Consider the following 15419-nt stretch of genomic DNA (forward strand, 5'->3'; position numbering starts at 1 on the left):
GCAGAATAGCTACCGCCATATGTTACATGGGGTTACCTTATAAACCGGCATCGCGCAGCAGTTTTTCAATCACCCTTTGAGCAGCAATTGCCTGCTCTCCGGCGGTTTCCGGCACCGTCTGGTTGCTGACACAAGCAAGGAAATGGCGGATTGCACCGTCAAAACCGCGCTGTGCCAGGGTGGTCTGCCAGCCTGGCGTCGGTTGCTCCAGCACGCCTTGTGAGTCTTCTCGCAGCCACTGGCGCATATCGCTCAGCTGATAGACCGCGCCGTCGGTGACTGCCTGCACGCTTTCGCGCTGGCTGCCGGCCCGGCGATGCATACTGGTCGTCACCAGCGTTTCACCGCACTCAAAATGATGCTCAGCATACATCAACTCACCGGCCGCCGTGGCTCGCAGGCTACCGCTGAGTAATTTCCCCTCATCGCCACCCAGCCACAGCGCGGTATCCACCACGTGCAGATAATCGTCCAGCAGGGTAAAGCGCAGGCTGTTTGGCCCAACGCTGTCGGCGCGGTGTTTGTCCATGCGAATCGATGCCGGTTGCTGCATCTGTTGCTTCAACTGACGATATAACGGCGCAAAGCGACGGTTAAAACCCACCATCAGCGTTTTGCCCTGCTTTTCAGCCAGCGCGATTAACTGCTCGCCTTGTTCAACCGTCTCCGCCAACGGCTTGTCGACATAGACGTGAACGCCGTAGCGCAGTAATTCGCCGATCACCTGAAAATGGCTGGCGGTACTGCTGTGCACGAAAACGGCATCGCATTGCTGAGCCAAAGTATCCAGCCCCGAAAAACAGGCCATCCGATAGCTGTCGCAAATCGGCTGCGCCTTTTGCTGGTTAGGAGAAAAACCACCGACCAGCGTCCAGTCCGCCGCCTGACTGAGGATCGGCAAATAGGCTTTTTGCGCAATGCCGCCCAGCCCCACGACGCCAACGCGTAATTTAGTCATGCGTCCCCCGCTCCAATAACGCCTGCAGTTGTTGTTTAAGCTGCGCGACTTCGCTTTCCAATACGCTCACTCGCTGGGTCAATTCAGCGTCATTTTCCAATGCGGCTTCTGCCGGTGCCTCGTCAATCTGGCCGCAGAACAAATGCATAAATCGGCTTTCACGTTTGCCTGGCTCACGTGCCAAACGCACCACAAAAGGCCCATCCTCACGGGCGCTCAGATTCGTCAGCACCTGCTCGACTTCGCTGACATCATTGAACTCATGCATGCGGTTGGTGCGGGTGCGCAGTTCACCGGGGGTTTGCGCGCCACGAAGCAACAGGGTGGCAACCACCGCTACCTCGGCAGCAGACAGTTTTAGCTGACCGAACTCCGAATTACAGAAACGGTGCTCATACTTGACCACTCGATTGCCGAAGCCGCTGAGGGTGCGCAGAAAATGTTTCTTTAGCAACAGATCGAGAATTTGCTGCACTTCACTTTCCGTCAGTTCCATCACCGGCTCGCGGTTGGTTTTCTGGTTGCAGGCAAGCTGGATGCCATTGAGAGAAAGGGGATACTGGTCCGGGGTAGTGACCTGCTTTTCCAGCAGGCAGCCAATCACCCTGGCTTCTTTAGCGCTTAATTCATATTTCATTTTCTGGCCTCAGCGTGGCGGTAGCCATTCTTTATTGGTTAATGCCGTCAGTACGTGATCCTGCCACTGCCCGTCGATCAGCAGATAGTCCTTGGCATAACCTTCACGTTCAAATCCCAGGCGGGTCAACAACGCGCCGCTGCGCTGATTGTGCGGCATATAGTTGGCCATAATGCGATGCATTCGCTGCTGACGCAGCATATAGCGGATTGCGGACTGCAGCGCTTCATACATCAGCCCTTGCCCCTGCCATTTTTCGGCCAATGAATAACCGAGGAAACAGGCATGGAAAGAACCGCGCAGCACATTGCTGAAGTTCGCCACGCCCTGCACTTCATGTTCTTCCGGATCGAGCAGGATAAAATAGTAGGCGCTGCCCTGCTTTTGCATTTCGGTGATCATCCCCAGCCGTGCCTGCCAGCCGGAAGGATAACAATGGCTTTCATCCCGGACCGGTTCCCAGGGCTTAAGAAAGGCTCGGTTTTCGGCATAGTATTCCGCCAGCCGGTAGGCGTCGCGTTCATGAACTAAACGGACAACCAGCCGGTCGGTGGTGAGGCGTACTTTTGGTGATGCAGAGCGATAGCCAAACATCATTTCCCCCGCGGTCAGAACGGTTCGATAAGAAGTATTTATTGGGCGCACGTCTGGATATTCATCCTGCGACGAACCTATCCTGGGCCATTATTTTTTAAACACCGGCGCAGAACCGCACTTACCCTCATTTAATATAACCGTAGCCTGCCCCGGAGGTAAAATCCCGGCAGCTCAGTAAATAAGCGATTAACCATTTTACGGCTATTTTCGTGCTGTTTTGCCGTGCAGGTAACGTATTGACGATAAAAAAATATTATCTTCCTCGCCCCTATCGGCAATCCGGGAATGGGTACAAACTAGAGCGGTCGCACTCCTCTCCCCCTTAATTGCTCGTGGTGAAGCATGTCTCTGGTATCGCAAGCTCGGAGCTTGGGTAAGTATTTTCTATTACTCGATAACCTGTTAGTGGTTTTAGGCTTTTTTGTAGTCTTTCCACTTATTTCGATTCGCTTTGTCGATCAGCTTGGCTGGGCTGCCGTGGTGGTCGGTGCCGCACTGGGTTTACGGCAATTAATCCAACAGGGATTGGGCATTTTTGGCGGAGCAATCGCCGACCGATTTGGCGCCAAACCGATGATTGTCACCGGCATGCTGATGCGCGCGGCCGGTTTCGCCACCATGGCAATGGCCGATCAGCCCTGGCTGCTGTGGTTCTCCTGCGCCCTTTCCGCCCTCGGTGGCACCTTGTTTGACCCACCGCGCACCGCGCTGGTGATTAAGCTCACCCGTCCGCATGAGCGCGGCCGTTTTTACTCTCTGTTAATGATGCAGGACAGTGCCGGGGCGGTGATTGGCGCCCTGATCGGCAGTTGGCTGCTGCAATATGATTTCCACTTCGTTTGCTGGGTCGGCGCGGGCATTTTCGTATTGGCCGCGGGCTGGAACGCCTGGCTGCTGCCGGCATACCGTATTTCTACCGTCCGCACCCCAATGAAGGAAGGCATGATGCGCGTACTGCGCGACCGCCGTTTCCTGACCTACGTGCTGACGCTGACCGGCTACTACATGCTGTCGGTACAGGTGATGCTGATGCTGCCGATCGTGGTCAATGAAATCGCCGGTTCACCCACGGCGGTAAAATGGATGTATGCCATCGAAGCCGCGCTGTCGCTGTCACTGCTGTATCCACTGGCTCGCTGGAGCGAAAAACGTTTTCGGCTGGAACAACGCTTGATGGCCGGCCTGCTGCTGATGACCCTCAGCCTGATGCCGGTTGGGCTGGCAACCAGCCTGCAGGGCGTCTTTACCCTGATCTGCTGTTTCTATCTCGGTTCCATCATCGCCGAACCGGCGCGTGAAACCCTCAGCGCCTCGCTGGCCGATCCCCGCGCACGCGGCAGTTACATGGGGTTCAGCCGCCTGGGGCTGGCATTGGGCGGCGCACTGGGTTACACCGGCGGCGGCTGGATGTACGACACCGGCCACTCGCTAAATATGCCGGAACTGCCGTGGATACTGCTGGGTATCGTAGGCTTTATTACCCTGTTTGCACTTTACTGGCAGTTCAACCCGCGCAGCAGCGCACCGGCAGTTGCCCCCGGAGGCTAATTTTTTCTCTAAGTTGCCAGAAAATCAGCCGAATTTCCCATAGCTGCTATCCTGATAGTAAAAACATAAACAGGAGAAGTTGGCGATGACCGATGAATCAAAATTACCGCAGTTACTGGAGCACATGGTACTGAACCTGCGCATGCTGTACGCGCGCTCAACTCTGGTAGAAAAAGCACTGGCCCATATCATTGCTGGAGATGCCAACCTGAAGAGCGACATCATCAAACAGTTGCAGATAGTCAACGCCAGCAACGAACGGGATAAAATCGATCTGGAAGAGGCGCGTATCCACCTGATAGAAGTGATCAATTCCGTTCCAACCAAAAAATAACGCCTGCTTTGGCCCGTGTACTTTGCGCGGGCCATTCAACAATAACGCACCTTCCAACAAGAACTCTTCGCGACAGCCTCAGTATGCTGTGATAACTATTGCTGTTAAAACCTGACAACCGGAGCAAGCATGAAACTGTTTATCTACGATCATTGCCCATTCTGCGTTAAAGCCCGTATGATTTTTGGCCTGAAAAATCTGCCCGTCCGCCTGGTCACTCTGCTCAACGATGATGAAGCGACGCCGATCGGCATGATTGGCAAGAAAATGGCCCCCATTCTGCAAAAAGACGACGGCAGTTACCTACCGGAAAGCATGGATATCGTGCATTACGTCGACCAACTCGACGGTAACCCCCTGCTGACCGGTAAAACCAACCCGGCGATCGCCGAATGGCTACAACGGGTCGGTAGCTACAGCCTCAATTTGCTGCTGCCACGCTTCGCCAACGCGGATTTCGAAGAGTTCGCCACAGCAGCAGCGCGTCAGTATTTTACCGACAAAAAGCAGGCTTCAATCGGTGACTTCTCCACGCACCTTGCCGACAGCGCCGATCTGATCGCACAACTGGAAGCCGATCTCCAGGTGCTTTCCGGGCTGATAGCCTCCCCTGATGCCGTGAACGGTACCCTGTCGGAAGACGATATTCACCTGTTCCCACTGCTGCGTTCGCTGTCGATCGTCGCCGGGCTTACGCTGCCGGATAACATCGAAGCCTATCGTAACCGGATGGCGCAGCGCAGTGATATTCCACTGCTGTTCGATATGGAACAGTGATCCCCCGCAATAAGGATATAGCGCGCAAATGTTGAAAATGGTGCTGGTTACCGCCCGCGATCGGGCGAGGCTGAAAGAAATATCCGCGGTGCTGATCCGCTACGGCCTGCAGGATGTCATTCGCCTGCTGGGCCTGAGCACCCTGCTAAGCGGCGGTGAAGGCGGCGGTGAACCGCAAGATAACCAAACCTTGCCACAACGCTTGCGTGCCGCACTGGAAGCGCTGGGGCCAACCTTTGTTAAATTCGGCCAGATCCTGGCTACTCGCTCAGACCTGTTGGACTCAAGCTGGACCGACGAACTGGATCGCCTGCACAGCCAGGCGACAACCCTAGCCTGGAGCGAACTGGCACCGCAGATTACCGCCGATTTGGGCGGTGACCCACACCACCTGTTCGCCGAGTTTGATCAAGCCCCACTGGCCGCCGCATCGATGGCACAGATTTATCGCGCCCGTTTGCACAGCGGTGAAGCCGTGGTGATCAAGGTATTACGCCCCGGTCTGGCAAAAACCATTCACGCCGATTTGCGCCTGCTGGCCTATCTGGCGGAAACCGTGGAACAACAAAGCCCGGCGCTGGCCCGCTATCGGCCACGTCAGATGGTACGAGCGCTGGCAACCGCGCTTAATCATGAGCTGGACCTGACTCACGAAGGCAATAACTGTGAACGGGTGGCTCAGCAATTTGCTCAACAGCCCGAGGTAGTAATACCGAAAATTTACTGGCAATGGTCGTCAAAACGCCTGCTGGTGCAGGAGTTTCTGCCCGGCATCGCGCCGGAAAATCCACAGCAATTGGCAACCGCCGGTTTTGATGGCCCACTTCTCGCACAGCGCGGCGCACAGGCCTTTATGAAAATGGTGCTGGAGCACCGGCTTTATCACGCCGATCCGCACCCAGGTAATCTGATGGCGTTAGCGGATAATCGCGTCGGCTTTATCGATTTCGGTATGGTCGGCCAACTTTCCGAACGGCGGCGTAATCAGTTACTGCTGTTGCTGCAGGCGATTGCCGAGCGGGAGTCCGGCGGTATCGTCAATACCTTGATCGCCTGGTCGGACAGCGATCCTTTGGATCTGCTGGATTTGGAACTGGCGGCGCAAAACTTTCTCGATAAGCAGGCTTCGGCAACCTTGACGCTGGGTAAGGCATTGACCGATCTGCTGGTGATGGCGCGTGAACATCAGTTGGCGCTGCCACCGGATCTGGTGTTGCTGTTCAAGGCGTTAATCACCGCAGACGGCGTATTGCACCGGTTGGATCCCAATTTCGACATTATTGCCACCCTGAAACCCATGCTGCAACAGGTGATGCTGCAGCGTTACACCCCTGAGGCTGTACGTCGGCGGATGCTGGCGCTAGGCGGTGAAGCGCTGGATGCGGGCGAAGAACTTCCGCAGACCCTGCGTCTGCTGATGCGCCGACTAAAACGCGGGCAAATCAGCGCCGATATCAACCTCAAGAACATCAGTCAGTTAAGCAAGGCGCTGGAACGTGCTGCCGTCACGCTGGCCATTGCCATAGTGACCGCCGCCTTCACGCTGGGTCTGGCGCCCTACCTGATGCAATCCTCGGTGCGATTGTGGGGCATTCCGCTGTTTCCGGCATTGGGCGGGTTAGCCTGTCTGGGGGGAGTATTGTTGCTGGCATTGCGTTTGCGGCGCTGAACAGTTTCGGCGTTATCCGATAGGTCGTGACAAGTTTTCCGCGCATTATCAATATTATCCCATGTTCTGGAAGGGCCGCGGTATACTGCGGCCATGTCAATCGGGGCAGATAGCTACGCCCCCAACACGTGAGTACTTATGAAAAAGATCCTAATGGGTGTGGCAGCCCTGGCATTTGTTGGCGCATTGGTCGGCTGCAACCAACTGACCCAATACACACTTAGCGAGCAGGAAGTGAACGACTACCTGCAAAAGCATAACGATTACCAGAAGCAGATCGGCGTGCCGGGATTACTGGACGCCAATATCGTGCTGACGCAGTTGCAGAGCCAAATCGGCCGCAGTGAACCTGGCAAGGTCACCCTTTCCGGCGATGCGAAAGTGAACATTACCTCGATCCTTGGCCCGCAGACTGCGGATCTGAAGCTGACGCTGAAGGCACAGCCGGTCTATGACCGCGAGCAAGGCGCGGTATTCCTGAAGGATATGGAATTGACCGACTATAGCGTGCAGCCAGAGAAAATGCAGACGGTGATGAAAGCGCTGACGCCTTACCTGAATCAGTCGCTGAAATCCTACTTCGACCAAAAGCCGGCCTACGTGCTGAACCCGGATAACAGTAAAACCGAGGCGATGGCCAAGAAACTGGCGAAAGGACTGGAAGTGAAACCGGGTGAATTAGTGATCCCGTTCACCGACTAAGGCCGACGGTTTAAAACAAAAAGCCCGCTGATAAGGCGGGCTGAGTCTTTTCAGTTGGGCAAGCTATACGCAATACCGCCTGAAATTTATGTAATTACTGTGGTTCGCTGTAGGTAATCTTACCGGCGTTACAGTCCAGGATCACATGATAGGTTTTATCCTGTTTGGTGCCGCGAACCGTCAAAGGGACCTGCCAGACGGCATCTTTACCGGTAATGGCTTCCGGGCTGATCCAGGCGATCGGGGTGGCCGTGCCCAGCAGTTTTTTATCCGATTCCCAGCGTGTGATACGGTTTTGCAGAAAATCGCGTTTCACCTGAGCGGCAACGTCCGCCGGTTGCAGACCCGCGCATTGCACGATTTTGGCGCTACGTTGCTCCTGTGCCTGCACCGTGGTGGTTAACCCCGCCATGGCCAACAGCGCTACCGCCAAACTCAGTCCCGTTGTTTTCATATTCCCTCCAGTTGTGATTAACGCTATCCGCAGGCACTGGCCCTTGGCTCACAACTGGCCTGGCAACAGATCAGCGTTTGGCGAAGGTGATGACAAACAGCTCATCCAGCCCCGGATAGATTTCCTTGATCACCTGCTTCAGTTCGCTGAGCGACATATTCTCCTGCCGGGCATGCTGCTCGGTTAACCCGTCCAGGCGCACCGGCGTGACTGACAGCACTTCAATCTGGCAGAAAAAGACGTTGTCTTCATTGCGGCTAACGCGCAATACCTCACCGGGTTGAAAGTGGGATTCACTGGCATCCCGAATGGTAATGGTCTTGCGCCCGGCCAAAATATCTTGCTCAAAGCGGCTGAAGAAAGTTATTTCACGGCTCATTCTAGATCCTTTTTCATCACATTGCCGCAACATAAGTCATTATGCTGCCTGCTTTTCTGACGCAGATCCCTCTTTAGTGGTAGCGACAGGTTTTTCCGTTTTCACTTTGGCGGATTTCTTAGGCGCTTCTGTCGGCGCTGCGCCGCGCAGAATTTGCCCCAGCACGTCTTTATTCTCCGCCAGGAAGAAGCTCAGCCCTTCTCGCTGCTCATCATCCAGGGTCAGGGGTGACTGCTGCAGCCATTCACCGAGGCTATCTGCCAGATCCAGCATTTTGTCGTAAGCGTCGGCTTCTTTCTTGGTTGCGAAAGTCATCTTTTCCTCACCGTTTCTCACCACCACATATTTAACTTCAACGGCCATGTGTGCATTCCTCAAAGGTTAGAATACTGTATTTTTATACAGTATAAGGTGATTTTACGCAGGGATGCAAGCGCCCCCCTGACGCGACTTATTTCAACAACCGCACCTTGCAGTTCTTACCCTTGATTTTGCCCTGCTGAAGCTGTTGCAGTGCCTTGCGGGCGCTTTCCTTGCGGATCGCCACATAGGCATGTACCGGGAACATGTCGATCTTGCCCACTTCCGCCGCCGTCAGCCCGGCATCGCCGGTCAATGCGCCGAGAATGTCGCCTGGACGGATTTTGGCCTTGCGACCACCGTCGATGCACAGGGTGACCATTTCGGCTTCCAGCGTGGTATTCCCCGCCCCGCTCAGCTCAGATACCGGTGCCCACTTAACCTTGGTTTGCAAATAGTCTTCAATGGCATGTGCGCGCGTCATTTCCTGCGGTGTGCACAGGCTGATCGCCTTGCCGCTCAAACCGGCACGGCCGGTACGGCCAATGCGGTGAACGTGCACTTCCGGATCAAATGCCAGCTCGTAGTTAACTACCAGCTCCAGCTCTTTGATATCCAGGCCGCGTGCGGCAACGTCGGTTGCCACCAGCACCCGGCAACTGCGGTTGGCAAAACGCACCAGCACCTGGTCACGATCGCGCTGTTCCAGATCGCCATGTAGCGCCAGCACGTTGATGCCGCGAGACTCCAGCGCTTCATACACGCTTTGACAGTCGCGCTTGGTGTTGCAGAACACCACGCAGGAAGAAGGTTGGTAATGGCGGATTGCCGACACCAGCACCGCCGGACGCTGATCGCGGGTGGTTTCATAGAAGCGTTGTTCGATGGTGGTTTGTTCTTCACCGTCGTCCACTTCCACATTTAACGGGCTGCGCTGCACGCGGGCGCTGATGCGTTCGATACCGCTCGGATAGGTTGCCGAGAACAGCAGCGTTTGGCGCTGCGGCGGCGTGTAACTGATCACGTCATCGATGTCATCGGCGAACCCCATGTCCAACATGCGGTCAGCTTCGTCCAGCACCAGCACTTTCAGTTCATCCAGTACCAGCGTTTTCTTGCGCAGGTGTTCCTGAATGCGCCCCGGCGTCCCCACCACGATATGGGGCGCGTGCACCAGCGAGTCAAGCTGCGGCCCCATCGGCTGGCCGCCGCACAGGGTCAAAATTTTAATGTTCTGGGTGAAGCGCGCCAAACGGCGCAATTCTTTGCTCACCTGGTCAGCCAGCTCACGAGTCGGGCACAGGATCAGCGCCTGCGCGGCCACCTGAGCTACGTTAATTTTGTCCAGCAGACCGATGCCGAACGCCGCCGTTTTACCGCTGCCGGTTTTTGCTTTGGCACGTACGTCCTGCCCATTCAGGATGGCGGGCAGTGCGGCGGCCTGCACCGGTGTCATTTCGGCATACCCCAGTTCGTTGAGGTTGGCCAACTGTTCGGCTGGCAGCGGCAGGGAAGAAAAAGATACTGTGCTCACGGCGATAACTCTTTATGGCAAATGGAATGGCGGCGCGCTCAGAGCAGCACCGAATCAGCCGCAGATGATAACAGAGATAGGGTGGATTACGGATTTCACGCATAAAAAAAGCCGCCAACTGCGGCTTTTGGCCAACACATCGGCAGTTCAATAGCCTCCGGCTGCATACGCAAACGTTTTCGTATATACTGCCGGGCCATTATCCGACCGCATTACACTCCACAGATCCAGGTACGAGACTATGTTAACTATTGGAACCGCCCTGCGCCCGTCCGCCACCCGCGTTATGTTGCTCGGCTCCGGCGAGCTGGGTAAAGAAGTTGCTATCGAATGCCAGCGTTTGGGCCTCGAAGTGATCGCCGTAGATCGCTATGCCGACGCCCCTGCCATGCATGTGGCGCACCGCAGCCACGTGATTAACATGCTCGATGGCAACGCGCTGAAGGCCGTGATTGAGCAGGAACGTCCTGACTATATCGTGCCTGAGATCGAGGCCATCGCCACCAGCATGCTGGTTGAACTGGAACAGCAAGGACACCGCGTGGTGCCCTGCGCCGAGGCAACGCGCCTGACGATGAACCGCGAAGGCATCCGCCGTCTGGCGGCGGAAACCCTTGGCCTGCCAACCTCCAGTTACCGTTTTGCCGACGGCGAAACCGCTTTCCGCCAGGCGGTCGACGAAATTGGCTACCCGTGCATTATCAAGCCGGTGATGAGCTCTTCCGGCAAGGGCCAAAGTCTGATCCGCAGCCCGGAACAGTTGAAAACCGCCTGGGATTATGCCCAGCAAGGCGGTCGTGCCGGTGGTGGCCGGGTGATTGTTGAAGGGCTGGTAAAATTTGATTTTGAAATCACCCTGCTGACCATCAGCGCTGTCGACGGTGTGCATTTCTGTGCGCCGATCGGCCATCGCCAGGAGGACGGCGATTACCGCGAATCGTGGCAACCGCAGCAGATGAGTGACCTGGCGCTAAGCCGCGCACAGGCGATTGCAGAAAATGTGGTGAAGGCGCTGGGCGGTTTTGGCCTGTTCGGCGTTGAATTGTTTGTTTGTGGCGATGAAGTGATCTTCAGCGAGGTTTCACCGCGCCCGCACGATACCGGCATGGTGACTCTGATTTCACAAGATCTGTCCGAATTTGCGCTACACGTTCGCGCTTTCCTCGGTCTGCCGATTGGCGCCATTCGCCAATTTGGCCCTTCTGCTTCGGCGGTGATCCTGCCACAGCTAATCAGCAGTGACCTGCGCTTTAGTGGGCTGGATCGCGCGCTGGTCGGCCACAATCAACTGCGTTTGTTCGGCAAGCCGGAAATTAACGGTCAACGTCGGATGGGGGTCGCGCTGGCTACGGCAGAAAATGTAGCGCTGGCGGTGGAATCGGCCAAACGGGCCGCAGCTGCGGTGGTGATTGAAGGTTAATGCTTTGGGGCCGGTTTGCCGGCCCCGACAACATCAATAGTTTTCGTCTTCTTCCGAGTCATCATCAGCCTGGTCATCCGGCCGTTCCTGATACTCTTCATCGTCGTCTTCGTCATCAAACATGACGCTAACCTGATCACCCTGATGTTTTTCGCGGATTTCCTGCGCGACGCGCGCGATGGCTTCACCACTGCTCATGCCTTGTTCCATCAACAGATGGATACGATCTGCAGCTTCCTGCTGCTCTAGATGACTCAGTGACGGCATACCTGCAAGCATGTGTTTCTCTCCGGCAAAATGGAGGCTGAGTATACGCCTTAAACCGACGGATCCCAACGTCTGTTATTCGGCCGCCGGCAGTGAACAAGGATCGCCATGTCGCCACTGCTTCAGGCGGTGAAGCCAGAGAATAACGTGCCATCCCTGTTTGAGGCCGCGCGCGTTATCAACCATCGCCCGATCGATGCCAAGCTGAAAGAACTCATCGGTGATACGGCACTGGGCTGCCAGCTCTGGCTCACGACGAATGCTGTGGCAAATGCCCAAGGCTTCACGGGTAATCTGCCAGTGGAAAGCCGGGCGGATGGCAATTTTATCGGCATAACGCTGATTCAACGCCACCAGCATGGCTACAATTTTCATGTAATGGCGCTGATACTCGACGTTTGCCTTGCCCGTACGGCGGCGGTTACTGATCGACTGGCCGTGCACCCGTTGGCGATACAGCGCTTTGCCAAGGTATTTCACCCGCTGTGCATTAAACATCACTTCAGTAGTCCAGGGAATATCCTGATGGTGCAAACCCGGTTCGAAATACAACCGGTGCTGCTTAATAAAATCAAGACGATACACTGCCAGCCAGACCACATGAATAAACTTTCTTGATTCTAACGCACGCTCCAGCCATTGCACGCCGCTAATAACATCGGTATCACCTAATCGCTTTAGCGGAATAATCGGCTGCAATTCATCCTGGTCGGTGAAATAACGTTCACCGTTACACTGCATGACATCCAATTGGTTTTGTTCGGCTAATTCAATCAGCGTTGAATACATTTCCGGAGCCAGTAAGTCATCGGCATCGGGGAATGCCACATATTTCCCCCTGGCAACCGCCAACCCAGCATTACGGGCGCAGGACACCCCCGCATTAAGCTGATCAATCACGGTAATATGCGTGTGTTGCTGCGCATAGCGGTGGGCGATATCACCCGAGCCGTCGGTGGAACCATCATTAACGATGATCACTTCCAACCGACGTTCGTTCTGGGCCAGCAGTGATGCCAGAAACGGCTCAAACAGTTCGCCCACGTTGTGCAACGGGACAATAACACTCAGCATTAGGGGCATAGGCAGCTCTTCGCAAAAAAGTAACGAATGAATATTTCTATTTTTTAAAAATATCAGGGTGCAATTAAATAAGGCATTGGCCCATCGACTCTGCCGGGGCACAAATGTGTCTTGTTATCATTTATATTTTAAGATCTGCGCTTTCACAGATGAGTGATAACAAGAAAAAACAATAACCGAATGAAACTAATAATGAAGTTTAGAATTTGGAAACATCGAGTCCGAGAATTATCTCAACCCTTCACTGGTGTAGTTTTTAACATATTGGATTATAGTCAAAGTCGCAAAAAATGCTTCATTTGCAAAAATGTTTAATCATCGTTTATACGGAGTGTGCCTATGCGCCTGATGCCAGAGCATGCGTCAGCCGGTTGAATATGGCAGAATAGCCGTCAGAAACCGCCGCCCCATCAGTCAGGTTTATTGAGGCCCATGAGCGCAACCGCACCGAATATTAAGTCTTTACCCTACGCCCGCACCGCCCTGCTGGAGCTGTTTGCCCCACTGGCCTCACAGCCTTGGGCGATGTTGCTACATTCCGGTTTTGCCGAACACTCACATAACCGTTTCGATATTCTGGTGGCGCAACCCTGTGCAACCCTGAGCACTCGTGGCCCCATTACCGAGATACGTCGCGGTGAAGAGCATTGGACGTCGCCGGAAGATCCTTTCCGCCTGATACAACAGCAGTTGGAACAGCTGAACCTGCACCCGCAGGTGGATGCCTGTTTGCCGTTCCAGGGCGGCGCCCTCGGGTTGTTCGGTTACGATTTGGGTCGTCGGGTAGAAAAACTGCCTCAATGGGCACAGGCAGATATCACGCTGCCGGATATGGCAGTCGGTATTTACGACTGGGCGGTGATAGCCGATCACCACCGACAAACGCTGACGTTACTCAGCTATGGTGATGGGGAACAGCGTTGGCAGTGGCTCCGCAATCAGCAACCTGCAGCCCGGCCTGCATTTGCCCTGACCAGCCCCTGGCAGGCCAATATGACGCGACGGCAGTACGGTGAAAAGTTCCAGCGTATTCAGCATTACCTGCGCAGTGGCGACTGTTATCAAATCAATCTGGCGCAACGTTTTGCTGCCGATTATCAGGGCGATGAATGGCAAGCCTTTCAGCAATTGAGCGCCAGCAATCGCGCGCCCTTCTCTGCCTTCCTGCGTCTGCCGGATAAAGCCGTACTGAGCGTTTCACCCGAGCGCTTTTTGTGGCTGGAAAACCAACATATTCAAACCCGCCCGATCAAAGGCACGCTACCGCGGCTGGCCGATGCCGATCAGGATGCGCAGCAGGCACAACGCTTGGCAAACTCCAGCAAAGACCGTGCGGAGAACCTGATGATTGTCGATTTACTGCGCAATGATATCGGCCGAGTTGCCGAACCGGGCAGCGTGCAGGTTCCCCAACTGTTTGTGGTCGAACCCTTCCCGGCGGTACACCATCTGGTCAGCACCATCACCGCTACCCTGCCGCTACGCACTCCGGCGACCGAGCTGCTGCGCGCCTGCTTCCCGGGCGGTTCCATTACCGGGGCGCCCAAGGTACGAGCGATGGAAATTATTGAAGAGCTGGAGCCGCAGCGACGAAACGCCTACTGCGGCAGCATCGGGTATATCAGTGCCTGCGGCACCATGGACACCAACATCACTATCCGCACCCTGATCACCGAAAACGGCCGCATTTACTGTTCCGCCGGAGGTGGTATCGTTGCCGACAGTCAGGAACAGGCAGAATATCAGGAAACCTTTGATAAAGTCGGCCGCATTCTGCCGCAATTGGGGGAGTTTATCGCTTCATGAACCCACCGACTTATCCCACCTCGCTGGCGGCCTTTATCAGCCGCTTTCAGCTGCAACTGCCACAGGCATCGCAGATTTCACATAACGTTCGGCCCGCAGCGGTGCTGATCCCGATTATCTGCCGCCCCGAACCTACCCTGTTGTTGACCCGCCGCGCCGACTCACTGCGCAAACATCCGGGCCAGGTGGCATTTCCGGGGGGTAAAACCGATGCTGAAGACGCCTCGGCGATTATCACCGCCCTGCGTGAAGCTCAGGAGGAAGTGGCTATTCCACCTCAGGCCGTGACCATTCTGGGTCAACTGGCCCCCCTCGACAGCAGCACCGGTTTTCAGGTGACCCCGGTGGTTGGTTTGATCTCACCCGACGTGCAATTTTTCGCCAATGAAGACGAAGTAGCCGAGGTTTTTGAAATGCCGCTGCACGAAGCGCTGACGCTTTCGCGCTATTATCCGTTGGATATTCACCGCGCCGGTCATTCACACCGCATTTATCTGTCCTGGTATCAGAGCCAATTTGTCTGGGGAATGACCGCCGCCATCATTCGACGACTGGCACAGCAGGTCAGCATTTAACGCCAATAATGTGATGCCCATCACAAGCCAAACGGTTACCTGCGCAACAGGCGTGGGTAAAGCGATCGGCATCACTTCATTGGTTTGCTTTTTAAACTACCTTTCTGGCTATCAGAGTTTTAAAAAAACTGTAAACCCTCTCTTCAACCTTACGAAATACCTGTAAAATACCGCAGTCCGGAATAAACCACTATTTCAGCAGGGTTTAAGCCGGCCGCGTTCAGCAGCGGAAGCTGGCGCGATTGCCATTAACCGAGTTTAGGCAACGGATGTTCCACGAACGGCCGAATGCCTGCGGCAATCAGTAAAAAACTAACACCAAGGATTATTTAATTTCATGCGAAAAAGGCAGCCAAACCCGTGCGGCCCTTTTACAATA

Annotated in this window: 17 protein-coding genes; 8 read left to right on the forward strand and 9 right to left on the reverse strand. The window is 55.1% G+C overall.

The window, feature by feature from the left end:
* Nucleotides 1-37: 37 nt before the first annotated feature.
* The 3 genes from M2406_RS08510 to rimJ are packed head-to-tail and all read right to left on the reverse strand — an operon-like array spanning nt 38 to nt 2189.
* Entirely contained in the window at nt 38-958 is a 921-nt protein-coding gene (locus tag M2406_RS08510; RefSeq protein WP_017893096.1) for a Gfo/Idh/MocA family protein, read from the reverse strand.
* Nucleotides 951-1595: a YceH family protein gene (locus M2406_RS08515; protein ID WP_259189634.1), complete on the reverse strand. Its 645-nt coding sequence runs from the start codon at nt 1593-1595 to the stop codon at nt 951-953. The genes M2406_RS08510 and M2406_RS08515 overlap by 8 nt, the downstream gene beginning before the upstream one ends.
* 9 nt (nt 1596-1604) lie before the next feature.
* Entirely contained in the window at nt 1605-2189 is a 585-nt protein-coding gene (rimJ, locus tag M2406_RS08520) for a ribosomal protein S5-alanine N-acetyltransferase (protein WP_012145519.1), read from the reverse strand.
* Between the two features lie 345 nt (nt 2190-2534).
* Between rimJ and mdtH the strand changes: the two genes are divergently transcribed.
* The 5 genes from mdtH to M2406_RS08545 all read left to right on the forward strand — a co-directional run bounded on the left by mdtH (nt 2535) and on the right by M2406_RS08545 (nt 7222).
* Nucleotides 2535-3740, forward strand: coding sequence for a multidrug efflux MFS transporter MdtH (gene mdtH / locus M2406_RS08525; RefSeq protein ID WP_017893099.1), 1206 nt, complete (start codon nt 2535-2537; stop codon nt 3738-3740).
* A gap of 85 nt (nt 3741-3825) precedes the next feature.
* Nucleotides 3826-4074 (forward strand): hypothetical protein, encoded by a 249-nt coding sequence (locus M2406_RS08530; RefSeq protein ID WP_012145521.1) that lies wholly within the window; start codon nt 3826-3828, stop codon nt 4072-4074.
* A 129-nt stretch (nt 4075-4203) separates the two neighbouring features.
* Nucleotides 4204-4851, forward strand: coding sequence for a glutaredoxin 2 (gene grxB, locus M2406_RS08535; RefSeq protein WP_129939702.1), 648 nt, complete (start codon nt 4204-4206; stop codon nt 4849-4851).
* Nucleotides 4852-4879: 28 nt separating this feature from the next.
* Nucleotides 4880-6520 (forward strand): AarF/ABC1/UbiB kinase family protein, encoded by a 1641-nt coding sequence (locus M2406_RS08540; RefSeq protein WP_115184467.1) that lies wholly within the window; start codon nt 4880-4882, stop codon nt 6518-6520.
* Nucleotides 6521-6658: 138 nt separating this feature from the next.
* Nucleotides 6659-7222, forward strand: a complete 564-nt coding sequence (locus tag M2406_RS08545; protein WP_012145524.1) for a lipoprotein — start codon at nt 6659-6661, stop codon at nt 7220-7222.
* A gap of 94 nt (nt 7223-7316) precedes the next feature.
* Here M2406_RS08545 and yebF read toward each other — a convergent pair whose 3' ends face one another.
* The 4 genes from yebF to dbpA form a co-directional block, all read right to left on the reverse strand.
* Nucleotides 7317-7676, reverse strand: a complete 360-nt coding sequence (gene yebF, locus M2406_RS08550) for a protein YebF (protein ID WP_259189638.1) — start codon at nt 7674-7676, stop codon at nt 7317-7319.
* A gap of 70 nt (nt 7677-7746) precedes the next feature.
* Nucleotides 7747-8055: a N(4)-acetylcytidine aminohydrolase gene (gene yqfB, locus M2406_RS08555; protein ID WP_017893103.1), complete on the reverse strand. Its 309-nt coding sequence runs from the start codon at nt 8053-8055 to the stop codon at nt 7747-7749.
* 39 nt (nt 8056-8094) lie between these two features.
* Nucleotides 8095-8418, reverse strand: a complete 324-nt coding sequence (locus tag M2406_RS08560) for a YebG family protein (RefSeq protein WP_012145527.1) — start codon at nt 8416-8418, stop codon at nt 8095-8097.
* A gap of 88 nt (nt 8419-8506) precedes the next feature.
* Nucleotides 8507-9889, reverse strand: coding sequence for an ATP-dependent RNA helicase DbpA (gene dbpA / locus M2406_RS08565; RefSeq protein ID WP_012145528.1), 1383 nt, complete (start codon nt 9887-9889; stop codon nt 8507-8509).
* 241 nt (nt 9890-10130) lie between these two features.
* Here dbpA and purT point away from each other — a divergent pair, with 241 nt between their 5' ends.
* The gene (gene purT, locus M2406_RS08570; RefSeq protein ID WP_017893106.1) at nt 10131-11309 is read left to right on the forward strand and encodes a formate-dependent phosphoribosylglycinamide formyltransferase; all 1179 of its coding nucleotides are present in this window, start codon (nt 10131-10133) and stop codon (nt 11307-11309) included.
* A gap of 33 nt (nt 11310-11342) precedes the next feature.
* On the opposite strand, the gene M2406_RS08575 is transcribed toward purT, so the two are convergent.
* Together M2406_RS08575 and M2406_RS08580 are read right to left on the reverse strand one after the other, a co-directional pair.
* Entirely contained in the window at nt 11343-11588 is a 246-nt protein-coding gene (locus tag M2406_RS08575) for a YoaH family protein (protein ID WP_012145530.1), read from the reverse strand.
* A gap of 63 nt (nt 11589-11651) precedes the next feature.
* Entirely contained in the window at nt 11652-12659 is a 1008-nt protein-coding gene (locus M2406_RS08580) for a glycosyltransferase (protein ID WP_115184464.1), read from the reverse strand.
* 432 nt (nt 12660-13091) lie between these two features.
* Between M2406_RS08580 and pabB the strand changes: the two genes are divergently transcribed.
* Both pabB and M2406_RS08590 read left to right on the forward strand, forming a co-directional pair.
* The gene (gene pabB / locus M2406_RS08585) at nt 13092-14465 is read left to right on the forward strand and encodes an aminodeoxychorismate synthase component 1 (protein ID WP_259189641.1); all 1374 of its coding nucleotides are present in this window, start codon (nt 13092-13094) and stop codon (nt 14463-14465) included.
* Complete coding sequence (locus tag M2406_RS08590) at nt 14462-15040, forward strand: CoA pyrophosphatase (RefSeq protein ID WP_012145533.1); 579 nt, start codon at nt 14462-14464, stop codon at nt 15038-15040. Before pabB ends, M2406_RS08590 begins: the two co-directional genes overlap by 4 nt.
* Nucleotides 15041-15419: the final 379 nt, after the last annotated feature.

Origin of the sequence: Serratia sp. BIGb0163, from assembly GCF_024809935.1 — a bacterium.
Classification (GTDB): domain Bacteria; phylum Pseudomonadota; class Gammaproteobacteria; order Enterobacterales; family Enterobacteriaceae; genus Serratia; species Serratia quinivorans.

Bases quoted from the DNA above. Each gene is read 5' to 3' on its own strand.
- M2406_RS08515 (WP_259189634.1), bottom strand. From the start codon at position 1,595: ATGAAATATGAATTAAGCGCTAAAGAAGCCAGGGTGATTGGCTGCCTG.
- yebF (WP_259189638.1), bottom strand. From the start codon at position 7,676: ATGAAAACAACGGGACTGAGTTTGGCGGTAGCGCTGTTGGCCATGGCG.
- M2406_RS08545 (WP_012145524.1), top strand. From the start codon at position 6,659: ATGAAAAAGATCCTAATGGGTGTGGCAGCCCTGGCATTTGTTGGCGCA.
- M2406_RS08575 (WP_012145530.1), bottom strand. From the start codon at position 11,588: ATGCTTGCAGGTATGCCGTCACTGAGTCATCTAGAGCAGCAGGAAGCT.
- yqfB (WP_017893103.1), bottom strand. From the start codon at position 8,055: ATGAGCCGTGAAATAACTTTCTTCAGCCGCTTTGAGCAAGATATTTTG.
- purT (WP_017893106.1), top strand. From the start codon at position 10,131: ATGTTAACTATTGGAACCGCCCTGCGCCCGTCCGCCACCCGCGTTATG.
- M2406_RS08530 (WP_012145521.1), top strand. From the start codon at position 3,826: ATGACCGATGAATCAAAATTACCGCAGTTACTGGAGCACATGGTACTG.
- M2406_RS08560 (WP_012145527.1), bottom strand. From the start codon at position 8,418: ATGGCCGTTGAAGTTAAATATGTGGTGGTGAGAAACGGTGAGGAAAAG.
- pabB (WP_259189641.1), top strand. From the start codon at position 13,092: ATGAGCGCAACCGCACCGAATATTAAGTCTTTACCCTACGCCCGCACC.
- M2406_RS08540 (WP_115184467.1), top strand. From the start codon at position 4,880: ATGTTGAAAATGGTGCTGGTTACCGCCCGCGATCGGGCGAGGCTGAAA.
- mdtH (WP_017893099.1), top strand. From the start codon at position 2,535: ATGTCTCTGGTATCGCAAGCTCGGAGCTTGGGTAAGTATTTTCTATTA.
- grxB (WP_129939702.1), top strand. From the start codon at position 4,204: ATGAAACTGTTTATCTACGATCATTGCCCATTCTGCGTTAAAGCCCGT.
- rimJ (WP_012145519.1), bottom strand. From the start codon at position 2,189: ATGTTTGGCTATCGCTCTGCATCACCAAAAGTACGCCTCACCACCGAC.
- M2406_RS08580 (WP_115184464.1), bottom strand. From the start codon at position 12,659: ATGCCCCTAATGCTGAGTGTTATTGTCCCGTTGCACAACGTGGGCGAA.
- M2406_RS08590 (WP_012145533.1), top strand. From the start codon at position 14,462: ATGAACCCACCGACTTATCCCACCTCGCTGGCGGCCTTTATCAGCCGC.
- M2406_RS08510 (WP_017893096.1), bottom strand. From the start codon at position 958: ATGACTAAATTACGCGTTGGCGTCGTGGGGCTGGGCGGCATTGCGCAA.